This window comes from Bacteroides sp. L10-4 (genome assembly GCF_013373675.1).
Lineage (GTDB): Bacteria > Bacteroidota > Bacteroidia > Bacteroidales > Bacteroidaceae > Bacteroides > Bacteroides muris.
The window spans coordinates 1-19939 of sequence record NZ_JABXJH010000003.1 but is presented as its reverse complement, the minus strand read 5'-3'; the positions used below and the strand labels follow the sequence as shown (position 1 = coordinate 19939).

Here is a 19939-nt window from a genome sequence, read left to right as displayed (position 1 = left end):
AGGGGGATGATAGCGTGGAAGAGGGATTTTAGTACCCTTTTCCACACTGTCAAATCTTTAGAAGCAATAACCCAATGAGAGCATCAGGTTGCGGTTTTTGTTGCTACCGTTCTCAATATTGTCAGTCAGTCCCCAGTCATATCCGATGGAGAGTTGATATTTCTGACAGAATTCAATACCGGCTTTTAATCCCAGACCGAAGTCGAAACGTTTCAAGGCATTGTCTCCGAAAGCGCTGGCAGAATCATAGATATTCGTAAATCCTCCTACTTCGTCAATTGAGTAGTCCGTTTCTTTCATCTTGCCGAAGAGACCGACGGCAAAGTAAGGGCCGAAGTTGGCAAATAGGCTGATGCTCTCCGTTACGGCATGTTTGTAGCCCATGTGTATGGGGATTTCCAAATAGTAAGGATTGATTTTTAAGGATGCGCCACTGGCGCTGACTTGTGCTCCTTTCAGGGACAGCAGTGCAGCCATGTCGAGATAAACACCTTGGGCTATCTGGGGCAAGTCTTTCTCGGCCTTGATGCCGGCATGGAAACCTACCTTGCTGTCAAAACCATCGGTGGAGAACTTGCTGGAATTCATACCTGCCATCGCTCCCCATTTGAGTCCTTCTTGCGCGTGGATGCCCATAACGCCAGTCATCAGTAATGCGAATAAAACTAAAATCTTTTTCATGTTGTTTATTAATTAATGTTGGTGCAAAGGTAATGCTTATTAGAGAAATGTGTTTAATCCTTTTGAACATTTTTCAATCTTTATAAGGAAGCATGTAGCCTATTATATAACCGATTTGTTCGGGGTCGAGCGCATAACCCATATTCTGCATATACTTCACTTCTGCGGAAGATGTTGTGTAGAAGGTATTTCTGACTGCGCCTTTGTAAAGTCTATAAAGAGGGACGGTTCCAGGCATTTCGTTTTTGTAAATATAGCCTTGAATGTATGATGTTTTAAAATTATCGTAGTTATATCCTTTCTTTTGCATGTTTTGGACCTCATCCCACGAGGTGGTATAATATGAATTCTTTGTAGAAGATTTATATAGTCTGTAAATAGGTACAGTCCCGGGTTCTGCATTTTTGAATACATATCCCTGAACATAATTAGTTAATATAGGGTCAGGAAGATAGCCAATATTCATTTTGTCTATTATTTCTTCATATGAAGATGAGTAAAAGGTGTTTCTGTCTTTGCCTTTGTATACCCTATAAAATGGATTCACTTCTTTCACTACGATTTTTTTGCTATCAATATAGGCAAGTACAGCTTCTTTTACTTTTTGCTTTTTAATCGGGTCGGATATTAAGTCATAGATAGGGTATGTCGCATTCCAGTCCGCGTCAATCAGTTTTGAATGCTTGTCGTCTACGGATTCCGACCAAGCTCCTAAGTTGATGGTGTATGAAGTGCTTTGGCCGGGAGTAACGGTTATTGATGTCCCGGATGTGGAACCGCCGATTGATTTGATATGGCATTCCCAATTGGTGTTTTTTTTGTTTGTTTCTGTTATTTCAGTTTTATTCCATGCTCCGTTGGCATTTAAACCTATAGAACTGAGATTGTACTTGGCTCCGGCACTTACAGTTTTGGTCTTTTCTGTACGATTTGTTTCTTCTGTTATCGCTGATTTATAATCTGCAACATATTTTCCTCCGACAATAATTTTAGTCAGTACATGAGTTCCATACATTTCTACGATTTTTGCAGCAGAATATTTATTGAGGTCTTCGATGAAAGTCGTGGATAGGTATTGGGACAGTGTGCTGATGTCTGTATTCAATAAATATCTTCTTTGCTTTTTCAGGACTTCAGCTCTTGCAAAGGAGTATTTGGTAGAGTAAGATGACATGGTGTTTGACTTGAAACCGGTTTTGATTGTACCAGAGAAGAATCCTTCGGCATCATCTTTAATGCCTATTTTGCCTACAGACCCTTCGAAGTTGGTATCAGTGATGACTTGGTGCAGAAAGGAGTGTGCATCTTCTCCGGCAAACACTCTTTGGTCGATTATGCCTATAAAGGGGTTGTCGAATCTGTCTTTATGGTCTTTTACGAATGCATCCACATCTATTATTCTTAATTTGGTTGAATTCTCGCCCATATATTCTTCGGTTATGTCATAGCCATAACCTAATACATCATATATGCCATCACCTGCGGTTCGGGTATTTACACTTTGAGGAAGTGACGTTGAATCGGGTTCGATGACACTTTCATCGGAACAACCGGATAATGCAAGTATTATCCAGCTCATAAATAGAAATAGCTTTTTCATGAATTTCGTATACTTTTGATTGATAAATTGTATGCTGAGTGCTTCTATAGCGTGAAGCTGCCATATAGGAATGCTTCATCGGACTCTATTTGAATGGAGTAGTTGCCGCATGATTCTTCATCTAGGTTGATGCTGATATTTGTTGGAGCATCGTATGTTTCTGAATAGACAGTTTCACCGGTTGATTCATTGATGAGGAGGATGGTGACGGTGGGTAATACCTCGTTGAAGTTGACACATACCGTATTATTATATAGGTAGGCGTTGGCGGTTCCGGGAAGTATGCTACGGGGTATAGGGTGGTTTTTCTTATCAATTGTTTTTTTTCTTTGGTTCAAGGTAATTTCTGCAAAAGGACTGTTCTCTCTTTGTGCGTATGTCAGAACGCTGCTTAATGAGAATATTACAGTCAGCATAAAAAAGAATCTTTTCATTGTGATACACTTTATTGGTTATTGATAGTGCAAAAGTAGCTTTGATGCACTACGGAAAGTGTATAATGTTGTATAATCATGTTGTATAAAAGTGTATAAAGACATATAAATCAGTCTTAATGGAGCTCTTTTAAAACATTCTTAAGTGAAGCTTCTTTGTGTGCGAATCCCATTCGTTGCTCCAGTATACGGTCTGCTCTTTTGTATACAGTATCTCGTGTACAATTCAATATGTGGCAGAGATGGCTTGCCGGAAGGTCGGCCAAGTACAGACAGCATAAGCGGATTTCATCTTCGGTCAGTCCGTATCTTGATTGTAATGTGGAAGTTATATTACTCCAGCATTTGTCAGTTTCTGTTATCAATTGTCGCCAGTCGTTTTTGTGCATCATTTCTGCTGAACCGCCATTCGTCTTGTAGGACTGAATGATGCGTTTCATCTTTTTGTAGACATCGGATTGCTCGAACATTTCTTCATGAATCTCTTCAGGTATATATGCTGCAATCGGATGGGTGGTGTTTTGTTTCTTTCTTAGAAATAGTACATGGATGAAGATTGCTAAAATTCCGATGAATGTTAGTGGAATGCCAATAGACAAAATTAGGGAAATGGATTGTGTGTTGAGTTTCTCTGGTAAGGAATTGAATCGCAGATTTTTTTCGGCAGTGATAATCTCATCGGTTTGACTGTTGTTCTGCATACTATTCAAGTAGGCTGAATACTTGCGTTCCATCTCTAAGGAAGTAGCCAAGTCGCCTTGCTCTTTGGCTATATCGGCCAGATACATATATATACTGGCTTTGGTGGCAAAGTGCTTTGTAGGCAGGGCTTTCTGTAGATAGTAATGGGCTGAATCGTATTGTGATATTTGGTAATATGCGCTTCCAAGTAGTTCGAAAGCTTTGTAGCATGTGTCTGGGTTCGCTTGTACGCCAAGATTCCGTTTGGCGAATTCTATAGCTTTCTCTCCGTTTTCCATCCAATTGTATAGTAGGCATAGTGAGGTGAATACGCTTTCTTTCAATCGTATGTTGGGTGAATTTTCCGCAATGCTGAGTGCTTTTAATATCATTTTTTCGGCTTCGGGATAAGATGCCTCTCCTTTTTCCATTTGGATGAGTCCTCTTTGTGTTAGGACTGATGCTTGAAGGACGGGGTCTTTTTCTCCTATTTGTGCTGCCAGCCGGTAGGTGGAATCGGCTTGTGTGTTCAGATTTTGTGAATAATACAGATGGCCTATGTTGAAGTAGATAAGGCTTAACAAACGCTTTTCTCCTGCTTCTTCAGCCAACGGCTCTGCCATGAGAAATTGGGTCATGGCTTCCTTTTTCTTTCGTGAATCCCGGTAGACGCAGCCGGAATAGTAATGGGCCCTTGCCCGCTTTTCTATGTCGTTTGTGCCGTTGTAGTAGGTCAGGGCCGATTGTATCAGGGAATCATTGGTTTGGATAATGTAGTTCTTATCTCTTGCTTCTGTCATTAATAGGCCATAATAAGCACTGTCAGCTTGGGTCTGCAGGCTGTTTGTCGGGAATGCTTCGAGCATAGATAGGGCAGTGTCCGGTTGCTGAACGATGAGCGAGTCAATTGCAATCAGGTACTTATTATAGTTCACTCGGGTATTGCAAGCAATGAACAGAAGTACGATTAGGACAGATAGGGTTGTGATAATAGCTTTTCTCATGTGGTGAACAAAGTTCTCTGTTAAGTCGGGTGCAAAGGTACATCTTTTTCATTATTTACTCATATAATTGCTTGGGCATATTGAAGTTTGAAGAGAATTGTGTGGAAGTTAGGAGTAAAGATGGAAAATAAATGAGCCGACTATTATTAAAGAAAGTAGAGAATGTGGGCATTTAGGCAGAAATAACCTGAAACCCTTTCCCATTCCCCCGTTTTCTTGTATCTTTGTCGCCTCATAATTCACTTAACTGCAAGCAATGAAGGAATTCCTGCAACTGATGCGGCGCTTTGTGTCGCCTTACAAGAGATATATCGGTTGGGCAATCGTGCTCAATGTGCTGTCCGCTATATTCAATGTCTTTTCATTTACACTGCTCATTCCTATTCTCAATATTCTTTTCAAGACCGGGGCGAATACCGAGGTATATCACTTCATGGAGTGGGGAAGCGGTAGCCTGAAGGAAGTGGCGGTGAACAACTTCTACTACTACGTCACTCAGATGATTGAGATACACGGGCCGCAGATGACACTGCTGTTCATGGGGCTTTTCCTTGCTTTCATGACCATGCTGAAGACTTCCTGCTATTTCGGCTCTTCCGCCATTATGATTCCCCTTCGCACGGGAGTGGTACGCGATATTCGTGTCATGGTCTATTCCAAGGTGATGCACTTGCCGCTCGGCTTCTTCTCCGAAGAAAGAAAGGGAGACATCATTGCGCGTATGAGTGGTGACGTGGGTGAAATTGAAAACTCCATAACCAGCTCACTGGATATGCTGCTCAAGAATCCTATCCTGATTCTGCTCTACTTCTCTACCTTGATTGTGACCAGTTGGCAACTGACTTTGTTCACCGTTCTGGTGCTGCCCGGTATGGGCTGGTTGATGGGGAAGGTCGGTAAAAAATTGAAGCGCAAGTCGTTGGAAGCCCAAGGGAAATGGAGTGACACCATGTCGCAACTGGAAGAGACGCTTGGTGGACTGCGTATAATCAAGGCTTTCATAGCCGAAGACAAGATGGTGGACCGTTTTAAGCAATGCAGCGACGAGCTGCGTGATGCTACCAACAAGGTGGCTATCCGTCAGTCGTTGGCACATCCGATGAGTGAATTCCTCGGTACGTTGCTCATTGTATTGGTACTGTGGTTCGGTGGCTTGCTCATTCTGGGTGAGGGTACGTCTATAGATGCCTCCACGTTTATCTTTTATATGGTGATTCTGTACAGTATCATCAATCCGTTGAAAGACTTTGCAAAGGCAGGATACAACATCCCGAAGGGGCTGGCATCCATGGAACGTGTGGACAAAATTCTGAAAGCCGAGAACCCCATTAAGGAACCGGTAAACCCGTTGCCGCTGCACGGGATGAATGACCGGATTGAATTTAAGGACCTCTCCTTCAGTTACGACGGCAAGCGCGAAGTGTTGAGGCACGTCAATCTGATGGTGCCCAAAGGACAGACCATTGCACTTGTCGGCCAGTCCGGTTCCGGCAAATCTACATTGGTGGATTTGCTGCCGCGCTATCACGATGTGCAGTTAGGTGAGATTACAATTGACGGTGTGAATATTAAGAATTTTCGCATTCACGACTTGCGTGCGTTGATAGGAAACGTGAACCAGGAGGCCATCCTGTTCAATGACACTTTCTTCAACAACATTGCCTTCGGTGTGGAAAATGCAACTATGGAGCAGGTGATCGAAGCGGCAAAGATTGCCAATGCCCACGACTTCATCATGGAGACCGAGCTCGGTTATCAGACCAACATTGGCGACCGTGGCGGCAAGCTTTCCGGCGGACAGCGCCAGCGTATCAGTATTGCCCGTGCTATCCTGAAGAATCCGCCTGTCCTGATACTCGATGAGGCCACTTCAGCACTCGATACCGAAAGCGAACGACTGGTGCAGGAGGCTTTGGAACGGCTGATGAAGACCCGTACCACGATTGCCATCGCCCACCGCCTTTCCACCATCAAGAATGCCGATGAGATTTGTGTACTCTATGAAGGTGAAATCGTGGAACGTGGTAAGCACGAGGAACTCTTGGCGAAGAACGGCTACTATAAGCGGCTGAATGATATGCAATCCCTTGCGTAGAGAGATGTGGACAGTTGAAGAGAATAATGAAGAAGAATTGATACGGAGATTGAAGCGTGGAGACTACAATGCTTTCTGCCGTATCTACGACCTCTATGCCAAGTGTCTTTACGCTTACAGCCTTCAATATATCAAGCAAGCCGAAGATGCCGAAGAAATCGTGCAGGATGTGTTTGTCAACCTCTGGAACCGGCGAGATACTATCCGGCAGGAACAGACTTTGCGTGCCCTGCTCTTTATCATGGCCAAACACTTGCTGATAAATGCCTACCGTGCACAGGTGAACCAACCTGTCTATGAAGATTACCTGAATTGTCAGGACCGGTTGAGTGTGGAAGATACCCGATACCGGATGGAATACAGTGACTTCCTGAAGAAGTTCGATAGCGCCCTTGCCACCCTGGTGCCTACGCAACAGAAGGTGGTCAGGCTGTCGCGACTGCAACAATGGTCGAACAAAGAAATAGCCCAGCACCTGCAGCTGAGTGAGCAGACGGTCAAGAACCAGCTTTCGCTCGGTATGAAAAAGTTGCGGGAAGTGTTCGACAAGCTTCTTTGCCTACCCGTCTTCATGTTAATACATTAACTAATCCTTATAAATCGAATTATTTATTAATAAACTGCTACCTTTTCGGTACGGATTGACTTTAAAGATTGTCATTATTAGAAAAAGACGGTAATGAAGGAACTGATAGATAAATATAGAGACAACACATTGACGGTCGAGGAACTGCTTCGGCTGAGACAGCAAGTGAACAGCGCCACAGACAACGAACTGGAGCAGCAACTGCTGGATGATTGGAACCGCAAGGATATGAACGGCATAGCTGTGGATGACGAGTGCGTCGACCGGATGAAGCGGCAGATAGATCGACGGATAGGCCGTGGTCCGAAAACTTCCGAACGATGGCGCTTCACCGGGTATACCTATATGCGTGTGGCCGTAGGCCTCCTGTTGCCCTTGCTGATGGCATACACCTTCTACCTGCGGCATGATAACAAACAGCTGAAAGCGAGTGAGGTGGTAGTGTCCGCCCATGCAGGAGAGCGTGCCAGCGTACTGTTGCCCGACGGAAGTCGGGTGATGCTTAACTCCATGTCGGCTTTATCCTACAGTCTTGGTACCTATAATCAAAAAGCACGGCACATTCATTTCAGTGGCGAAGGATACTTTGAGGTACGCCGTGATCCTCAATCACCGTTTATCATAGGTAGTTCCCATCTGCGGGTCGAAGTACTGGGTACTACTTTCAACCTTGCTGTTCGCTCCACCAGCAAGACAGCCGAATTGGCATTGGAAGAAGGCCGCGTGTTGCTTATCTCCACGCAAAAGAATGACAGCGTCTTTCTGAATCCTTCCGAGAAAGCCATTGTGGATCAACAAACGGGGAGCATTACCGTGGTGAAACCGTGTGACATCACCACGGCATCAGCCTGGATGCGTGGTGAACTGATATTCCGTAACTCGCCGCTGGCCGATATTCTGCACGCACTGGGCGAGACTTACCACCTGCGTTTCAAGGTAGAATGTCCGGAGTACGTGCATAATACTTTCACCGGTACTCTGCCCACCAAGGATTTGAACGAGGCACTGGAAATCATTGAGCTTTCCTACAACCTGAAAGCAAGCATCCGGAACAAAGAAGTGATTTTGGAGAAGAAATAGATATTTATATGTTGTACAACATATAAACGGATTGGTACTTTTTTTGTGTTTTCTTGTCTTTAGTTATGAAATCGGCCGATTTCATTTTTAAACTTAATCTGAAAAAAGTATTATGAACCAACATGCAAAGAAAAGATTCGTAGCATTCGTCTCATTCTGCCTGTTCTGCCTTGCCGGTCTTCCGCTGATGGCACAAGAGAACACAGTAACAATTGATGTACGTAACGCTTCCCTGCGGCAAGTGTTTGATGTAATTGAAAAGCAAACCACTTATCGCTTTGCCTATCAGGACGTAGTGATAGATAACCGGAAAGATATCTCCCTTAGCAAGAAAAATGCTTCTGTGCCTGCTGTGCTCGACATCGCACTGAAGGGACGGGATATGACCTATACTATCGTTTCATCCAAGTCCATTGTAATCACTCCCAAACAAGTTGCTTCCGCACAGGCAAGCGTCCAACGCCAAGTGACCGGAACAGTGACCGATGCCAACGGCGAACCAATCATAGGCGCCAATGTCCTGGTAAAGGGCGAAAGCGGAAAGGGAGTCATCACCGACTATGATGGCAACTTTGCCATCACCGTTTCTTCTGACGCTGTGCTGGAGTTCAGCTATATAGGATATTCTACTATCGCTTTGCCCGTGAATGGCAAGTCTGCATTGACGGTAAAACTGAAAGAAGACCAACAGTTGTTGGATGAAGTGGTGGTAGTGGGTTACGGCTTGCAAGCAAAGGTCAATCTTACCGGAGCAGTGGCTTCCGTTTCGAACAAGGAGCTGACTGCACGTCCCATCACTTCCGTTAAAGCGGGCATACAGGGATTGGTTCCGGGACTCACCATTACCAACAGCCAGGGACGGCCGGGCGAAGACTCGAGCACCATGCGTATCCGAGGTACTGGAACGCTGAACAATGCTTCGCCCTACATCCTGATTGACGGTGTGGAAGGCGGATCCATGAATCAGCTGGACCCCAACGACATTGAGTCCATATCCGTGCTGAAAGACGCTGCCTCTGCTGCCATCTACGGTTCGAAGGCTGCCAATGGTGTTATCCTTATTACCACCAAGCGAGGTAAGACAGGACGTCCCGTGCTGTCCTACAACGGTTCGGTGGGATGGCAGCGTGCTACGGGGCATGTGGAGCGCATGAACGCCGCTGACGCCGCCTCGTATTACAACCGTGCCCTCGAAGCCAGTGGCAAGAGCCCACGCTTTACGGACGAGGATATTGCACTCTTCCGCAATGGAAGTGACCCTTACGGGCATCCTGACACCGACTGGAACGAACTCGGGTATCAGGGAAGCGGATTCATGCACCAGCATAATGTGAACATCTCGGGGGGTAACGAAAGCGCGCAATACATGGCCTCGGTCGGATACCTGGGACAGGAGGGAATCATGCAACACAGCAACCGCCGACAGTTCAATCTGTGCACCAATCTCGACCTGAAACTGTCGGACAAGTTTACTGTACGCACCAATTTGGCCTACATCAACAACCGATATGACGACCCCACAAACTCCTATGTGGGCGGTGGTTCCGACCAAATCATACGCCAACTGAACCTCATTGCTCCTTGGATTCCCTATAAGAATGAAGATGGTTCTTACGGCACCATAGGTGATGGAAACCCTGTGGCATGGCTCGATCTGGACCAGGTGCTGACGCGCAAGACACAAAATTTTTCGGGCATCCTCTCGCTGGATTACCAGATATTGAAGGAACTGAAATTTACGGCTACGGGTGCATTTGTGTCGAATGTGCAGGTGACCAACGACTTTGTGAAAGATATACAGTACAATGAAAGCAAGTATCACGGACTCAATTCGCTTAAAGTGCGTCATTACCTGTGGAACCGTCCTTCGCTGGATCTTCTGTTGAATTACGCCAAGAACTTCGGCAAGCACAACCTCAAGGTGCTGGCAGGCTACAAGATTGAAAAGTACAATTATGATGAACTGAAAGCCGGGCGTCGGGATTTTCCGAATAATGACTTGACCGACATCAATGCCGGAACCTCGTCTACACAGACTAACGAAGGATTTACACGTGAACTGGCCATGATGTCCTACTTCGGGCGTATCAACTACGACTATGCCGGCAAGTACCTGTTCGAGGCCAATTTCCGTGCCGATGCCTCTTCACGCTTCAGCCCCGATAACCGCTGGGGATATTATCCCTCGCTCTCAGCCGGATGGCGCATTTCTGAAGAAAATTTCATGGAAGGCACACGCAACTGGCTGCAATCGCTCAAAATACGCGGTTCATGGGGACAATTAGGAAACCAGGACGCACTTGACGATTATTATCCATGGCTGGTGACCTACTCGTTGGGCAAAAATTATCCTTTCGGTGGCTCGCTGGAGTCGGGCATTGCACAGACAAATCAAAAACTGGAAACCATCTCGTGGGAGAAATCGACTACCTGGGGTATAGGTTTCGACTTGAGCCTGCTGGGTTGCATCGATTTGAACTTCGACTATTATGACCGTAAGACTACGGGTATCATCATGGACGTGGCGGTACCGGGTAGCTTCGGCCTCAGTGCCTACAAGGACAACGTGGGTGCTATGCGCAACCGGGGCGTAGAAATGACCTTGGGTTATCACAAAGAGTGGAACGACTGGACTTTCCGTGCCAATGGTAACATCGCTGTCAACCACAATGAGGTATTGAATCTGGGTGGGGTCAACGAGCAGATAGAATCAGACGGCTATCACATCAACCGGGTGGGCATGCCTTATCATGCTTTCTATGGCTATGTGGCCGACGGCCTGTTTAAGAGCCAGGAGGAAGCCGATGCCTATACCGAAAAATATGGCAACCCGTTCGGCTCGTCGAAAAAGTTCAAGGCAGGCGATGTGCGTTATCGTGATGTCGACGGTGACGGACGCCTTACCTCCAAGGATCGCGATGTCATCAGCTCCGAGCAGCCTAAGTTTACATTTGGCCTCAACCTGAGCGCTTCATGGAAAAGCCTTGATGCTTCTGTCTTGCTGCAAGGTGCCTGTGGTGTGTCGCGCTATTTCAATGAAGAGGTGTTCGGAGCCTTCAGAGGCGATACCAGTCATCCGGCCACGGCTTGGTTCAATGCTTGGTCGCCCGAAACTCCGAACGGCACATTCCCCCGTATCGTAGAACCTGACTATACAGCCAGCTACCCCAATACTGTATCCTCGTTCTGGATATTCAAGACTAACTACCTGCGTTTCAAAAATATCCAGTTGGGCTACACCCTGCCTTCGCAATCTTTGGGGCGTTTCGGCATTTCGCGTGCACGTATCTACTATTCGGCCGAGAACCTGTTCAAAATAGATAATCTGCCGGTCAATATCGACCCGGAATCGCCCTCAGGCCGCGGTTCACACTATCCGCAAGTGGCCACTCATTCATTCGGTATCAATTTAACCTTTTAACAACAGACGCTTATGAAACCAAATAACTTTCTCCTGCCCATTCTGCTGGCAGGTGTTCTGATGACCTCGTGTGACGATTTCTTTGACACTGCTCCCAAAGATGCCTTGTCGCCGGCCACATTCTGGAAAACTGAAAGCGACGCTCAAAAGGCTGCGGTGGCTTGCTATGAAGATTGGGTCAGCCCGGCTACCGGCTCCTCGGAGGTGTTCTTTGCCGATTGCATGTCCGACATTTGCTACAGCTTCACAGGTTCGAGCAGTTACAAGTATGTGGGTAACGGTTCGGCTACACGTTCTAGCACAGTGAAATATTATGACTACTCCATTATACGACGTTGCAACACGTTCATGGCCAATATTGATAAGGTGCCTTTTACTGATTCCAAGGCGAAGGACAACTTGGTGGGGCAAGTGCGTACTATCCGTGCTTGGCGCTATTTTCAGATGAATTTCTGGTACGGAGGCGTTCCCTTGATTACGGGATTGCCCCAGCTGGCTGATGAAGCCAAACTGCCGCGCGATTCGGAAGAAACCGTCAAGAAGTTTGTTTATGACGAACTGGACCAAGCCATCCGTGAACTTGACGAGCGGCCTGCAGCCCGCGGACGCATTGCCCGCGGAACGGCTCTTGCCATCAAGATGCGTTCGGCACTTTACTGGGGCGATCTGGATCGCGCGCTCTCGGCTGCACGTGACATCCAAGGCTTGCATCTTTATGAAATTGAAAAGACCCTCAGCTACCAAGAATTGTTCAGCCTTCGCGGAAGAGATTCGAAAGAGATTATCTGTTCCATGCAGCACATCCCTACTACCGAACCTTTCGGTAATACCATCCGCCTCTTCAGCAACCAGGATGGCGGCTGGGCCTCCATGGTGCCTACGCAGAATCTGGTAGACATGTTCGAAATGGACAACGGTCTGATGCCCGGTGAACCGGGTTCGGGTTACGATCCCATACACCCCTTTGCGCACCGCGACCCGCGTCTGGCACAAATTATCATCTATCCCGGACGTGACTGGCTGGGAGCCAACGGACAGATGCGCGTGTACAATACATTGGATAAGACCATTGACGGAAAAGCAAACTCCGATTATATGGATGCAGGCAACAACGCCACACACACAGGCATGATTTGGGCCAAATATACCGTGCCCATCTCGCAATACTCTGCTTCGCTTTCCGATGACGAACTTTGTCCCATCCTCTTTCGCTATGCCGAAGTACTGCTTACCATTGCCGAAATCAATGTAGAGAAAGGTGAGAACACCGATGAAGTATTTGCTATCATTGACGAACTGCGTACGCGTGGTGGACACATTGCTGTAGACCGGAGCCGCTACGCCACCCAGGCCAAACTGCGTGAACTCGTGCGTCGCGAGCGCTGCATAGAGTTGGCAGTCGAGGGTCTGCGACGTGCCGACTTGGTGAGATGGAAAGATGAAAACGGCAAGATGTTGGCCGAAACACTGCTCAACAGTCCGCTCTACCGTATGGTAGGCACCGTAGATGCTTCCCATCCCGATCCGGCAATGCGTGCAGTCATCGAGTTGCCCACCGAGGAAAACCAGCGGTTACGCAAACTGGAAGACCGTTCTTTCTATCCTTATCAGCGCTATTTGCCCATCCATCAGGAACAATTGAACACCAATCCCAACTTGACACAAACCGAAGGCTATGATTGATAACGACATGAAACGATTCTTCTCTGACCTTGCAAAGACTGTTTTCAGTCTCGTCTGCTTTGTCTGCCTGACGATGGCCGGACATGCGGCCGACCGCATCCGCATTCATCACGGACCTTATTTGCAGAATGTGAAAGAAACCGAAGCTACCTTTGTGTGGATGGCTAGCAAGCCCTCTGTAGGATGGGTGGAATTGGCCCCCGACGACGGCAGCAATTATTACAATAAAGAACGCCGCAAGTATTTTGATACGACCAACGGTGTGAAGAACACCTCGTTGCTTCATGTGGTAAAGGTGACCGGGCTTGAGCCCGGCACCGCCTACCGCTATCGTGTCTATGCCACCGAAGTGCTGGAACACAAGGGAGTGGAGGTGATATACGGTAAGACTGCCGCCCTTGATGTATATACCGCAAGGCCGCCCGTCTTCCGCACCCATGATGCCACGAAGCCCGAAACCTCTTTCGCCATCATCAACGACATTCATGGACGCACGGCTGATATTCCGGCTTTGCTGAATGCCGTCCACTGCCAGCAGAAAGACATGGTAATATTCAACGGTGATATGCTTACTCAATTGCGAAGTGAGGAAGAACTCTTCTCTGGGTTTATGGATGTTTCCATCGACCTGTTTGCAAAGCAGGTGCCCATGTATTATGCACGTGGCAATCACGAGACAAGGGGTCTGTTTGCCACCTCCTTTCAGCACTACTTCTCGCCCAAGGAGTCTCATTTGTATTACATGTTCCGCCAGGGTCCCGTATGCTTCCTCGTGCTTGATACCGGTGAGGATAAGCCTGACACGGATATCGAGTACAGCGGTATTACTGACTATGACAACTACCGTAACGAACAGGCCGAATGGCTGAAAGAAGCCGTACGCGCTCCCGAATTTCGCGATGCCAAGTTCCGGATTGTCATTGCACACATGCCCCCGCAACCTGTCAAGGGTCTGTGGCACGGGCCGCAAGAAGTACTTGATAAATTCGTGCCCATCCTCAACGAAGCGGGCATTGATGCCATGCTTTGCGGTCACCTGCACCGCTACCTGCACTGCAACCCCGACTCACAGGTGCGTTTCCCGGTGGTGGTCAATGCACACAATACGGTGATAGACGGGCAGACGAGCGGCGACCGGTTGCAGCTTGAAATACGCGACACTCAAGGAACTTTGGTTGACAAAATCCTGCTGGAACGGCACTAGGAAGAGTCGTTTCGGCACCCGAGCGGATGCCGGATATCGCAAGTGAATCTTGTTCGTTTCTTTCAGCTATAAACAGAGTCTTGGCATTCGTTTGCCGGGATTCTGTTCATGTAGCCGGGATTCATCTGCAATCTGAAAAATCGGTATCCCCAAAAACGAATGCCCCAATGAGCGAAACCGACCAGCAACATCTCCTATATACCTCTTTAAAATCTACTTTTTAGCTCCTTTATGTGTAATATAATCGTTTGTATATCAATATGATTATTTTTTTTGAATCTACTTTTACCTACTTATGACGTTTACTCTCTCTGTTTTTTCTTATTATAATAACATAATTTTGCCCAAGCAACACAAAAATAAGATATGGGCTGCGGCCGTTCAATCGGCACAGGCTTTTTAAAGAATGATTATGTTTTAAGAGGAAAATTAGATTTAGAAAAGTTTTTCAAACAGGTGTTGAAGAAGTTTTCCAGACAGGTAAAAAGAAAATAGGGATGATACGGAACCGGGTACGCTTGGTTCCTTTTCTTGCAGACTTCTTATAAAAATGAGACAATATCATGTATATGGATGGAATGAAATACATACAGCCGGAAAACCCTCGGAAAGGGGGGGGCTTCTTGCTGCTTCGCCGCTTCGTACAGAGGAGAAAGGACGAGATGTTTTGCACTTTTTTAACAAACAAATTCGTCTTTTCTATAAAGAATTGTCTTACTTTTGCAAAAACACAATCATCAGGCACGAGATAAATCTTATTATAAAAATATCATAATCCATGAAAATAAAAGTTGGTTTGATAGGGTTTGGCAGAATGGGGCAGATGTATTGGGAAGAGATGCAGAAGAGCGGTCGGTGGGACATTGCTTACATCTGCGATATTGACCCTGCCTCTCGAGAATTGGCCAGAAACCTTTCTCCTTCATCCAGAATCATATCCGATGAACAAGAAATCTTTGACGATCAGAGTGTAGAAGCTGTTGGTCTTTTTGCATTGGCAAATTCCAGGAAAGAACAAATAGAGAAAGCCGTTCATAGTGGCAAACACATTCTTACGGAAAAACCCATTGCCGATACCATCGACAAAGAGTGGGAAATTGTGGACCTGATCGAGAAGTATGACAAAATTGCCGCTGTCAACCTCTACCTGCGCAATTCCTGGTATCACCAAGCTATGAAGCAATTCATTGCCGAAGGCGAGATTGGTGAACTGGCTATTCTGCGTATCTGCCATATGACTCCAGGATTAGCACCGGGTGAAGGACACGAGTACGAAGGCCCGGCTTATCACGATTGCGGCATGCATTACATAGATATTGCCCGTTGGTATGCCGGCAGTGAATATAAAAGTTGGCACGCACAAGGCATGCGCATGTGGGATTACAAAGACCCTTGGTGGGTGCAGTGCCACGGCACATTCGAGAACGGTATTGTGTTCGATGTCACACAGGGATTTGTCTATGGACAACTTTCTCAGAATCAGACACACAATGCCTATACGGATATAATCGGTACCAAAGGCATCGTGCGCATGACACACGACTTCCGTACTGCTATCGTAGAACTTCATGGCGTCAGTCGCACTCTTCGTCTGGAAAAACCCTTCGGTGGAAAGAATCTGGATAAACTGTGCAACCTCATGGCCGACTCCATCGAGAGCGGCAAGCGTGATCCCGGGTTGCCTCTGATGCGCGATTCGGCAGTAGCCTCTCAGTACGGATGGACATTTCTGGACGATGCTCGCCGTCATGACTTGCCTGGTATAGGCGATTTGCAGACACTGGAAGAAATCAGAGAGCGTCGCCGTCACATGAAGGATGGCTACGGGTTGCTTCGTCCGAAGAAGACCGTTGTGTGAATCCGAAGTAAAAAACTGTTTTTCAAAACACATAATATTAACCGATTTTAAAATCTAAAGAACCATGTCGAAATTTACAAGAAGAGAATTTCTTAAGACCGGAGGTTTAGCTTTGGCGGGACTTACCATTGCTCCGAGCAGCATTTTGGGTAAGAGCCACGGACACGTACCTCCCAGTGACCGTTTGAACATTGCTGCCGTAGGTATCGGCGGTATGGGACATACAAACATCAATCATGTGAAAGCTACGGAAAACATCGTGGCTCTTTGTGATGTAGACTGGCGTTACGCGAAAGGTGTGTTCGATGAGCTTCCCAATGCGAAGAAGTATTGGGACTATCGCAAGATGTACGATGAAATGGGCAAGGACATCGATGCCGTTATCATCGCTACTGCCGACCATACGCATGCCATCATCACAGCTGATGCCATGACGATGGGCAAACATGTATATTGCCAGAAACCGTTGACGCATTCCGTATATGAGTCCCGTCTGCTTACCCGATTGGCCGCTTCTACGGGGGTAGTTACCCAGATGGGTAACCAAGGTTCTTCGGACGAAGGCACCGACTTGGTATGCGAGTGGATATGGAACGGTGAAATCGGTGACGTGACGAAAGTGGAATGTGCTACTGACCGTCCCATCTGGCCGCAAGGATTGAATGTTCCTGAAAAGGAAGATCGCATCCCCAAAACCTTGAACTGGGATTTATTTACCGGTCCGGCCAAGATGAATCCATATAACGAGATTTATCATCCTTGGAACTGGCGCGGATGGTGGGATTATGGTACGGGTGCTTTGGGTGATATGGCTTGTCATATCCTGCACCAGCCGTTCAGAGCTTTGAAGTTGCTGTATCCTACTAAAGTGGAAGGTTCGTCTACATTATTGCTCAATGCCTGCGCTCCGCAAGCACAGCACGTGAAGCTGACTTTCCCTGCTCGTGAGAATATGCCGAAGGTAGCTATGCCTGAGGTGGAAGTACACTGGTACGACGGTGGCATGATGCCCGAACGTCCGAAAGGCTTCCCCGAAGGAAAGCAACTGATGCAGAGCGGTGGCGGTCTGACCATTTTCCACGGAACGAAGGACACGCTGATTTGCGGTTGCTACGGACAGAACCCGTGGCTGCTCTCCGGCCGTGTGCCCAATGCACCGAAGGTTTGCCGCCGTGTGCCGAAGGCTATGAGTGGCGGTCATGAGATGGACTGGGTACGTGCTTGCAAGGAAAGTCCTTCCAGCCGCGTAATGCCTAAGTCAGACTTCTCTGAAGCAGGACCGATGAACGAAATGGTGGTAATGGGTGTATTGGCTGTTCGTCTGCAAGGTTTGAACAAGACATTGGAATGGGACGGTGCCAATATGCGCTTCACTAATATCGGCGACGACGAGACATTGCGTACAGTCATCAAAGACGGCTTTAAGATACACAACGGCCATCCGAGCTTCGACAAGACTTGGACAGATCCGGTAAATGCCAAAGCTTTTGCAGAAGAGCTCATCAAGCACAACTACCGCGAAGGCTGGAAGTTGCCCGATATGCCCAGATAAATATTAAAAAGAGCATCGGAACTAGGTTTCTGATGCTCATAAACGAATACTAATCATTTAATTTTTCAGATTATGAAGAAAATATATTATCCTTTGGCTTGTTGCCTTATTGGAGGCATGCTTGCCTCTTGCGGTGGCAGTGCAAAGAAATCGAACGCTACGGAAGAAGTCGTAGCTACTACTACTACTACTACAGTGTCCTACTCCAAGTCTCTGAAAGCCGACGAAACCGAAACTCTGGATTTGCCGGTAGACGCAGATGGTTACATCACTATCTTTGACGGAACAAGCTTCAACGGATGGCGCGGTTACGGTAAGGATAAGGTGCCTTCCCGTTGGATTATTGAGGACGGCTGCATCAAGTTCTGCGGAAGTGGTACAGGTGAAGGCCAGACAGGTGAGGGGGGCGACTTGATTTTTGCTCACAAGTTCAAAAATTTTGAGTTGGAACTGGAATGGAAGGTTTCCAAAGGTGGTAACTCCGGTATCTTCTATTTGGCTCAGGAGATTACTTCCAAGGATAATGACGGCAACGAAGTATTGGAACCCATCTATATCTCTGCTCCCGAATATCAGGTACTGGACAATGCCAACCATCCTGATGCCAAATTGGGCAAGGACAACAACCGCCAATCGGCTTCTCTTTATGATATGATTCCTGCTGTTCCGCAGAATGCAAATCCTTTCGGTGAATGGAACAAAGCCAAAATCATGGTATATAAAGGCACTGTGGTTCATGGTCAGAACGATGAGAATGTAGTGGAATATCACTTGTGGACCAAACAATGGACTGATATGTTGCAGGCTAGCAAATTCAGCGAAAAGAAATGGCCCTTGGCCTTCGAATTGCTGAACAATTGCGGTGGTGAGAATCACGAAGGTTTCATCGGATTGCAAGATCATGGTGATGACGTATGGTTCCGCAACATCCGTGTAAAGGTTCTCGACTAATCCTTTTTTTAAGATAGTATTATGAGAATCAAACAGATGATGATTTTGTCAGCACTGTGCTTGTCCATGATGACTACAAGCTGTAGCACCCACAGCACGGAAACAATGCCGGAAACGACGAAAAAGGAAGTAGCCATACAGCTCTACTCTGTAAGAGACTTGGTGAAGGACGGTAGTAACCTCGACCGGATTCTGAAGGACCTGGCTGATATGGGCTATACCAGTGTGGAGGCCGCCAACTACAATGACGGTAAGTTCTACGGCAAGACTCCCCAAGAGTTCAAGCAGATGGTGGAAAAGAGCGGTATGACCGTGCTTTCTTCACACACTACCCGCGGGTTGTCGGACGAGGAACTGGCTTCGGGCAACTTTACGGAAGCCTTGAAATGGTGGGACCAGTGCATTACTGCCCATAAGGAGGCCGGTATGGAGTATATCGTGACTCCGTGGATGAACGTTCCCAAGACATTGAAAGACTTGCAAACCTACTGCGACTATTACAATGAAGTGGGCAAGCGCTGCCTGGCTGCCGGTCTGAAATATGGCTATCACAATCATGCCCATGAATTCCAGAAAGTGGAGGACAAGGAACTGATGCTGGACTACATGCTGCAACACACCAACCCCGAATATGTATTCTTCCAGATGGACGTTTACTGGGTAGTGCGCGGCCAGAACAGTCCGGTGGATTACTTCAACAAGTATCCCGGACGTTTCACCATGCTCCATATCAAGGATCACCGCGAGATAGGACAGAGTGGTATGGTAGGTTATGATGCTATCTTCAAGAATACGGATACTGCCGGTGTGCGGCACATCGTAGCTGAGATAGAGAAATACAGCTGCTCCGTAGAAGAGAGTGTGAAGCAGAGTCTTGACTACTTACTTGAGGCTCCTTTCGTGAAGGCATCGTATAGTAAATAAGACGCTATGGCTGAGGCTTGTTGATAAGCTGAAAGCCGATAGCTGTCTGGCAGGAGGGTGAATTCTAAGTCCTCTCCAAACAATATCTATAAAATCTTACCCAAGTTTACGAACATTAACGTATCCTTGGGTAAGTTTGTATATAGACATAACTACTCTTCAGAAGTGTATAGCTACTTCCTAAA

General features: G+C 46.9%; 14 protein-coding genes. 10 read left to right on the top strand and 4 right to left on the bottom strand.

What is annotated here, in order from left to right; all coding sequences use genetic code 11:
• Positions 1-57 precede the first annotated feature (57 nt).
• The 4 genes from HU824_RS01835 to HU824_RS01820 form a co-directional block, all read right to left on the bottom strand.
• Positions 58-681, bottom strand: coding sequence for a porin family protein (locus tag HU824_RS01835; RefSeq protein ID WP_136008658.1), 624 nt, complete (start codon positions 679-681; stop codon positions 58-60).
• 73 nt (positions 682-754) lie between these two features.
• On the bottom strand, positions 755-2260 hold the full coding sequence (locus HU824_RS01830) for an MAC/perforin domain-containing protein (protein WP_246866847.1): 1506 nt from the start codon (positions 2258-2260) through the stop codon (positions 755-757).
• 65 nt (positions 2261-2325) lie between these two features.
• Complete coding sequence (locus HU824_RS01825) at positions 2326-2715, bottom strand: DUF3244 domain-containing protein (RefSeq protein WP_176467892.1); 390 nt, start codon at positions 2713-2715, stop codon at positions 2326-2328.
• Positions 2716-2831: 116 nt separating this feature from the next.
• Positions 2832-4400 (bottom strand): lipopolysaccharide assembly protein LapB, encoded by a 1569-nt coding sequence (locus HU824_RS01820; RefSeq protein ID WP_136008655.1) that lies wholly within the window; start codon positions 4398-4400, stop codon positions 2832-2834.
• 256 nt (positions 4401-4656) lie between these two features.
• Between HU824_RS01820 and HU824_RS01815 the strand changes: the two genes are divergently transcribed.
• From HU824_RS01815 to HU824_RS01770, 10 genes are all read left to right on the top strand, one after another.
• Positions 4657-6495 (top strand): ABC transporter ATP-binding protein, encoded by a 1839-nt coding sequence (locus tag HU824_RS01815; RefSeq protein ID WP_176467891.1) that lies wholly within the window; start codon positions 4657-4659, stop codon positions 6493-6495.
• A gap of 4 nt (positions 6496-6499) precedes the next feature.
• Positions 6500-7081 (top strand): RNA polymerase sigma factor, encoded by a 582-nt coding sequence (locus HU824_RS01810; protein WP_176467890.1) that lies wholly within the window; start codon positions 6500-6502, stop codon positions 7079-7081.
• A gap of 93 nt (positions 7082-7174) precedes the next feature.
• Positions 7175-8161, top strand: coding sequence for a FecR family protein (locus HU824_RS01805; RefSeq protein ID WP_176467889.1), 987 nt, complete (start codon positions 7175-7177; stop codon positions 8159-8161).
• A 112-nt stretch (positions 8162-8273) separates the two neighbouring features.
• Positions 8274-11582 carry a SusC/RagA family TonB-linked outer membrane protein gene (locus tag HU824_RS01800; protein WP_255260437.1) on the top strand — a complete coding sequence of 1103 codons (3309 nt, stop codon included), beginning with the start codon at positions 8274-8276 and terminating at the stop codon, positions 11580-11582.
• 12 nt (positions 11583-11594) lie between these two features.
• Positions 11595-13265 (top strand): RagB/SusD family nutrient uptake outer membrane protein, encoded by a 1671-nt coding sequence (locus tag HU824_RS01795; protein WP_176467888.1) that lies wholly within the window; start codon positions 11595-11597, stop codon positions 13263-13265.
• 73 nt (positions 13266-13338) lie between these two features.
• Positions 13339-14469, top strand: coding sequence for an FN3 domain-containing metallophosphoesterase family protein (locus HU824_RS01790; RefSeq protein WP_255260442.1), 1131 nt, complete (start codon positions 13339-13341; stop codon positions 14467-14469).
• 778 nt (positions 14470-15247) lie between these two features.
• The gene (locus HU824_RS01785; protein WP_176467886.1) at positions 15248-16327 is read left to right on the top strand and encodes a Gfo/Idh/MocA family protein; all 1080 of its coding nucleotides are present in this window, start codon (positions 15248-15250) and stop codon (positions 16325-16327) included.
• 64 nt (positions 16328-16391) lie between these two features.
• A complete protein-coding gene (locus HU824_RS01780) occupies positions 16392-17879 on the top strand; it encodes a Gfo/Idh/MocA family protein (RefSeq protein ID WP_176467885.1) in 1488 nt (495 codons plus the stop codon).
• Between the two features lie 72 nt (positions 17880-17951).
• Positions 17952-18830 carry a DUF1080 domain-containing protein gene (locus tag HU824_RS01775; protein ID WP_176467884.1) on the top strand — a complete coding sequence of 293 codons (879 nt, stop codon included), beginning with the start codon at positions 17952-17954 and terminating at the stop codon, positions 18828-18830.
• Between the two features lie 66 nt (positions 18831-18896).
• Positions 18897-19754, top strand: a complete 858-nt coding sequence (locus tag HU824_RS01770) for a sugar phosphate isomerase/epimerase (protein ID WP_255260441.1) — start codon at positions 18897-18899, stop codon at positions 19752-19754.
• Positions 19755-19939 lie beyond the last annotated feature (185 nt).

Coding starts and splice junctions, on each gene's coding strand:
- HU824_RS01835 (WP_136008658.1), bottom strand. CDS start 681: ATGAAAAAGATTTTAGTTTTATTCGCATTACTGATGACTGGCGTTATG.
- HU824_RS01830 (WP_246866847.1), bottom strand. CDS start 2,260: ATGAGCTGGATAATACTTGCATTATCCGGTTGTTCCGATGAAAGTGTC.
- HU824_RS01825 (WP_176467892.1), bottom strand. CDS start 2,715: ATGAAAAGATTCTTTTTTATGCTGACTGTAATATTCTCATTAAGCAGC.
- HU824_RS01820 (WP_136008655.1), bottom strand. CDS start 4,400: ATGAGAAAAGCTATTATCACAACCCTATCTGTCCTAATCGTACTTCTG.
- HU824_RS01815 (WP_176467891.1), top strand. CDS start 4,657: ATGAAGGAATTCCTGCAACTGATGCGGCGCTTTGTGTCGCCTTACAAG.
- HU824_RS01810 (WP_176467890.1), top strand. CDS start 6,500: ATGTGGACAGTTGAAGAGAATAATGAAGAAGAATTGATACGGAGATTG.
- HU824_RS01805 (WP_176467889.1), top strand. CDS start 7,175: ATGAAGGAACTGATAGATAAATATAGAGACAACACATTGACGGTCGAG.
- HU824_RS01800 (WP_255260437.1), top strand. CDS start 8,274: ATGAACCAACATGCAAAGAAAAGATTCGTAGCATTCGTCTCATTCTGC.
- HU824_RS01795 (WP_176467888.1), top strand. CDS start 11,595: ATGAAACCAAATAACTTTCTCCTGCCCATTCTGCTGGCAGGTGTTCTG.
- HU824_RS01790 (WP_255260442.1), top strand. CDS start 13,339: ATGGCCGGACATGCGGCCGACCGCATCCGCATTCATCACGGACCTTAT.
- HU824_RS01785 (WP_176467886.1), top strand. CDS start 15,248: ATGAAAATAAAAGTTGGTTTGATAGGGTTTGGCAGAATGGGGCAGATG.
- HU824_RS01780 (WP_176467885.1), top strand. CDS start 16,392: ATGTCGAAATTTACAAGAAGAGAATTTCTTAAGACCGGAGGTTTAGCT.
- HU824_RS01775 (WP_176467884.1), top strand. CDS start 17,952: ATGAAGAAAATATATTATCCTTTGGCTTGTTGCCTTATTGGAGGCATG.
- HU824_RS01770 (WP_255260441.1), top strand. CDS start 18,897: ATGATGACTACAAGCTGTAGCACCCACAGCACGGAAACAATGCCGGAA.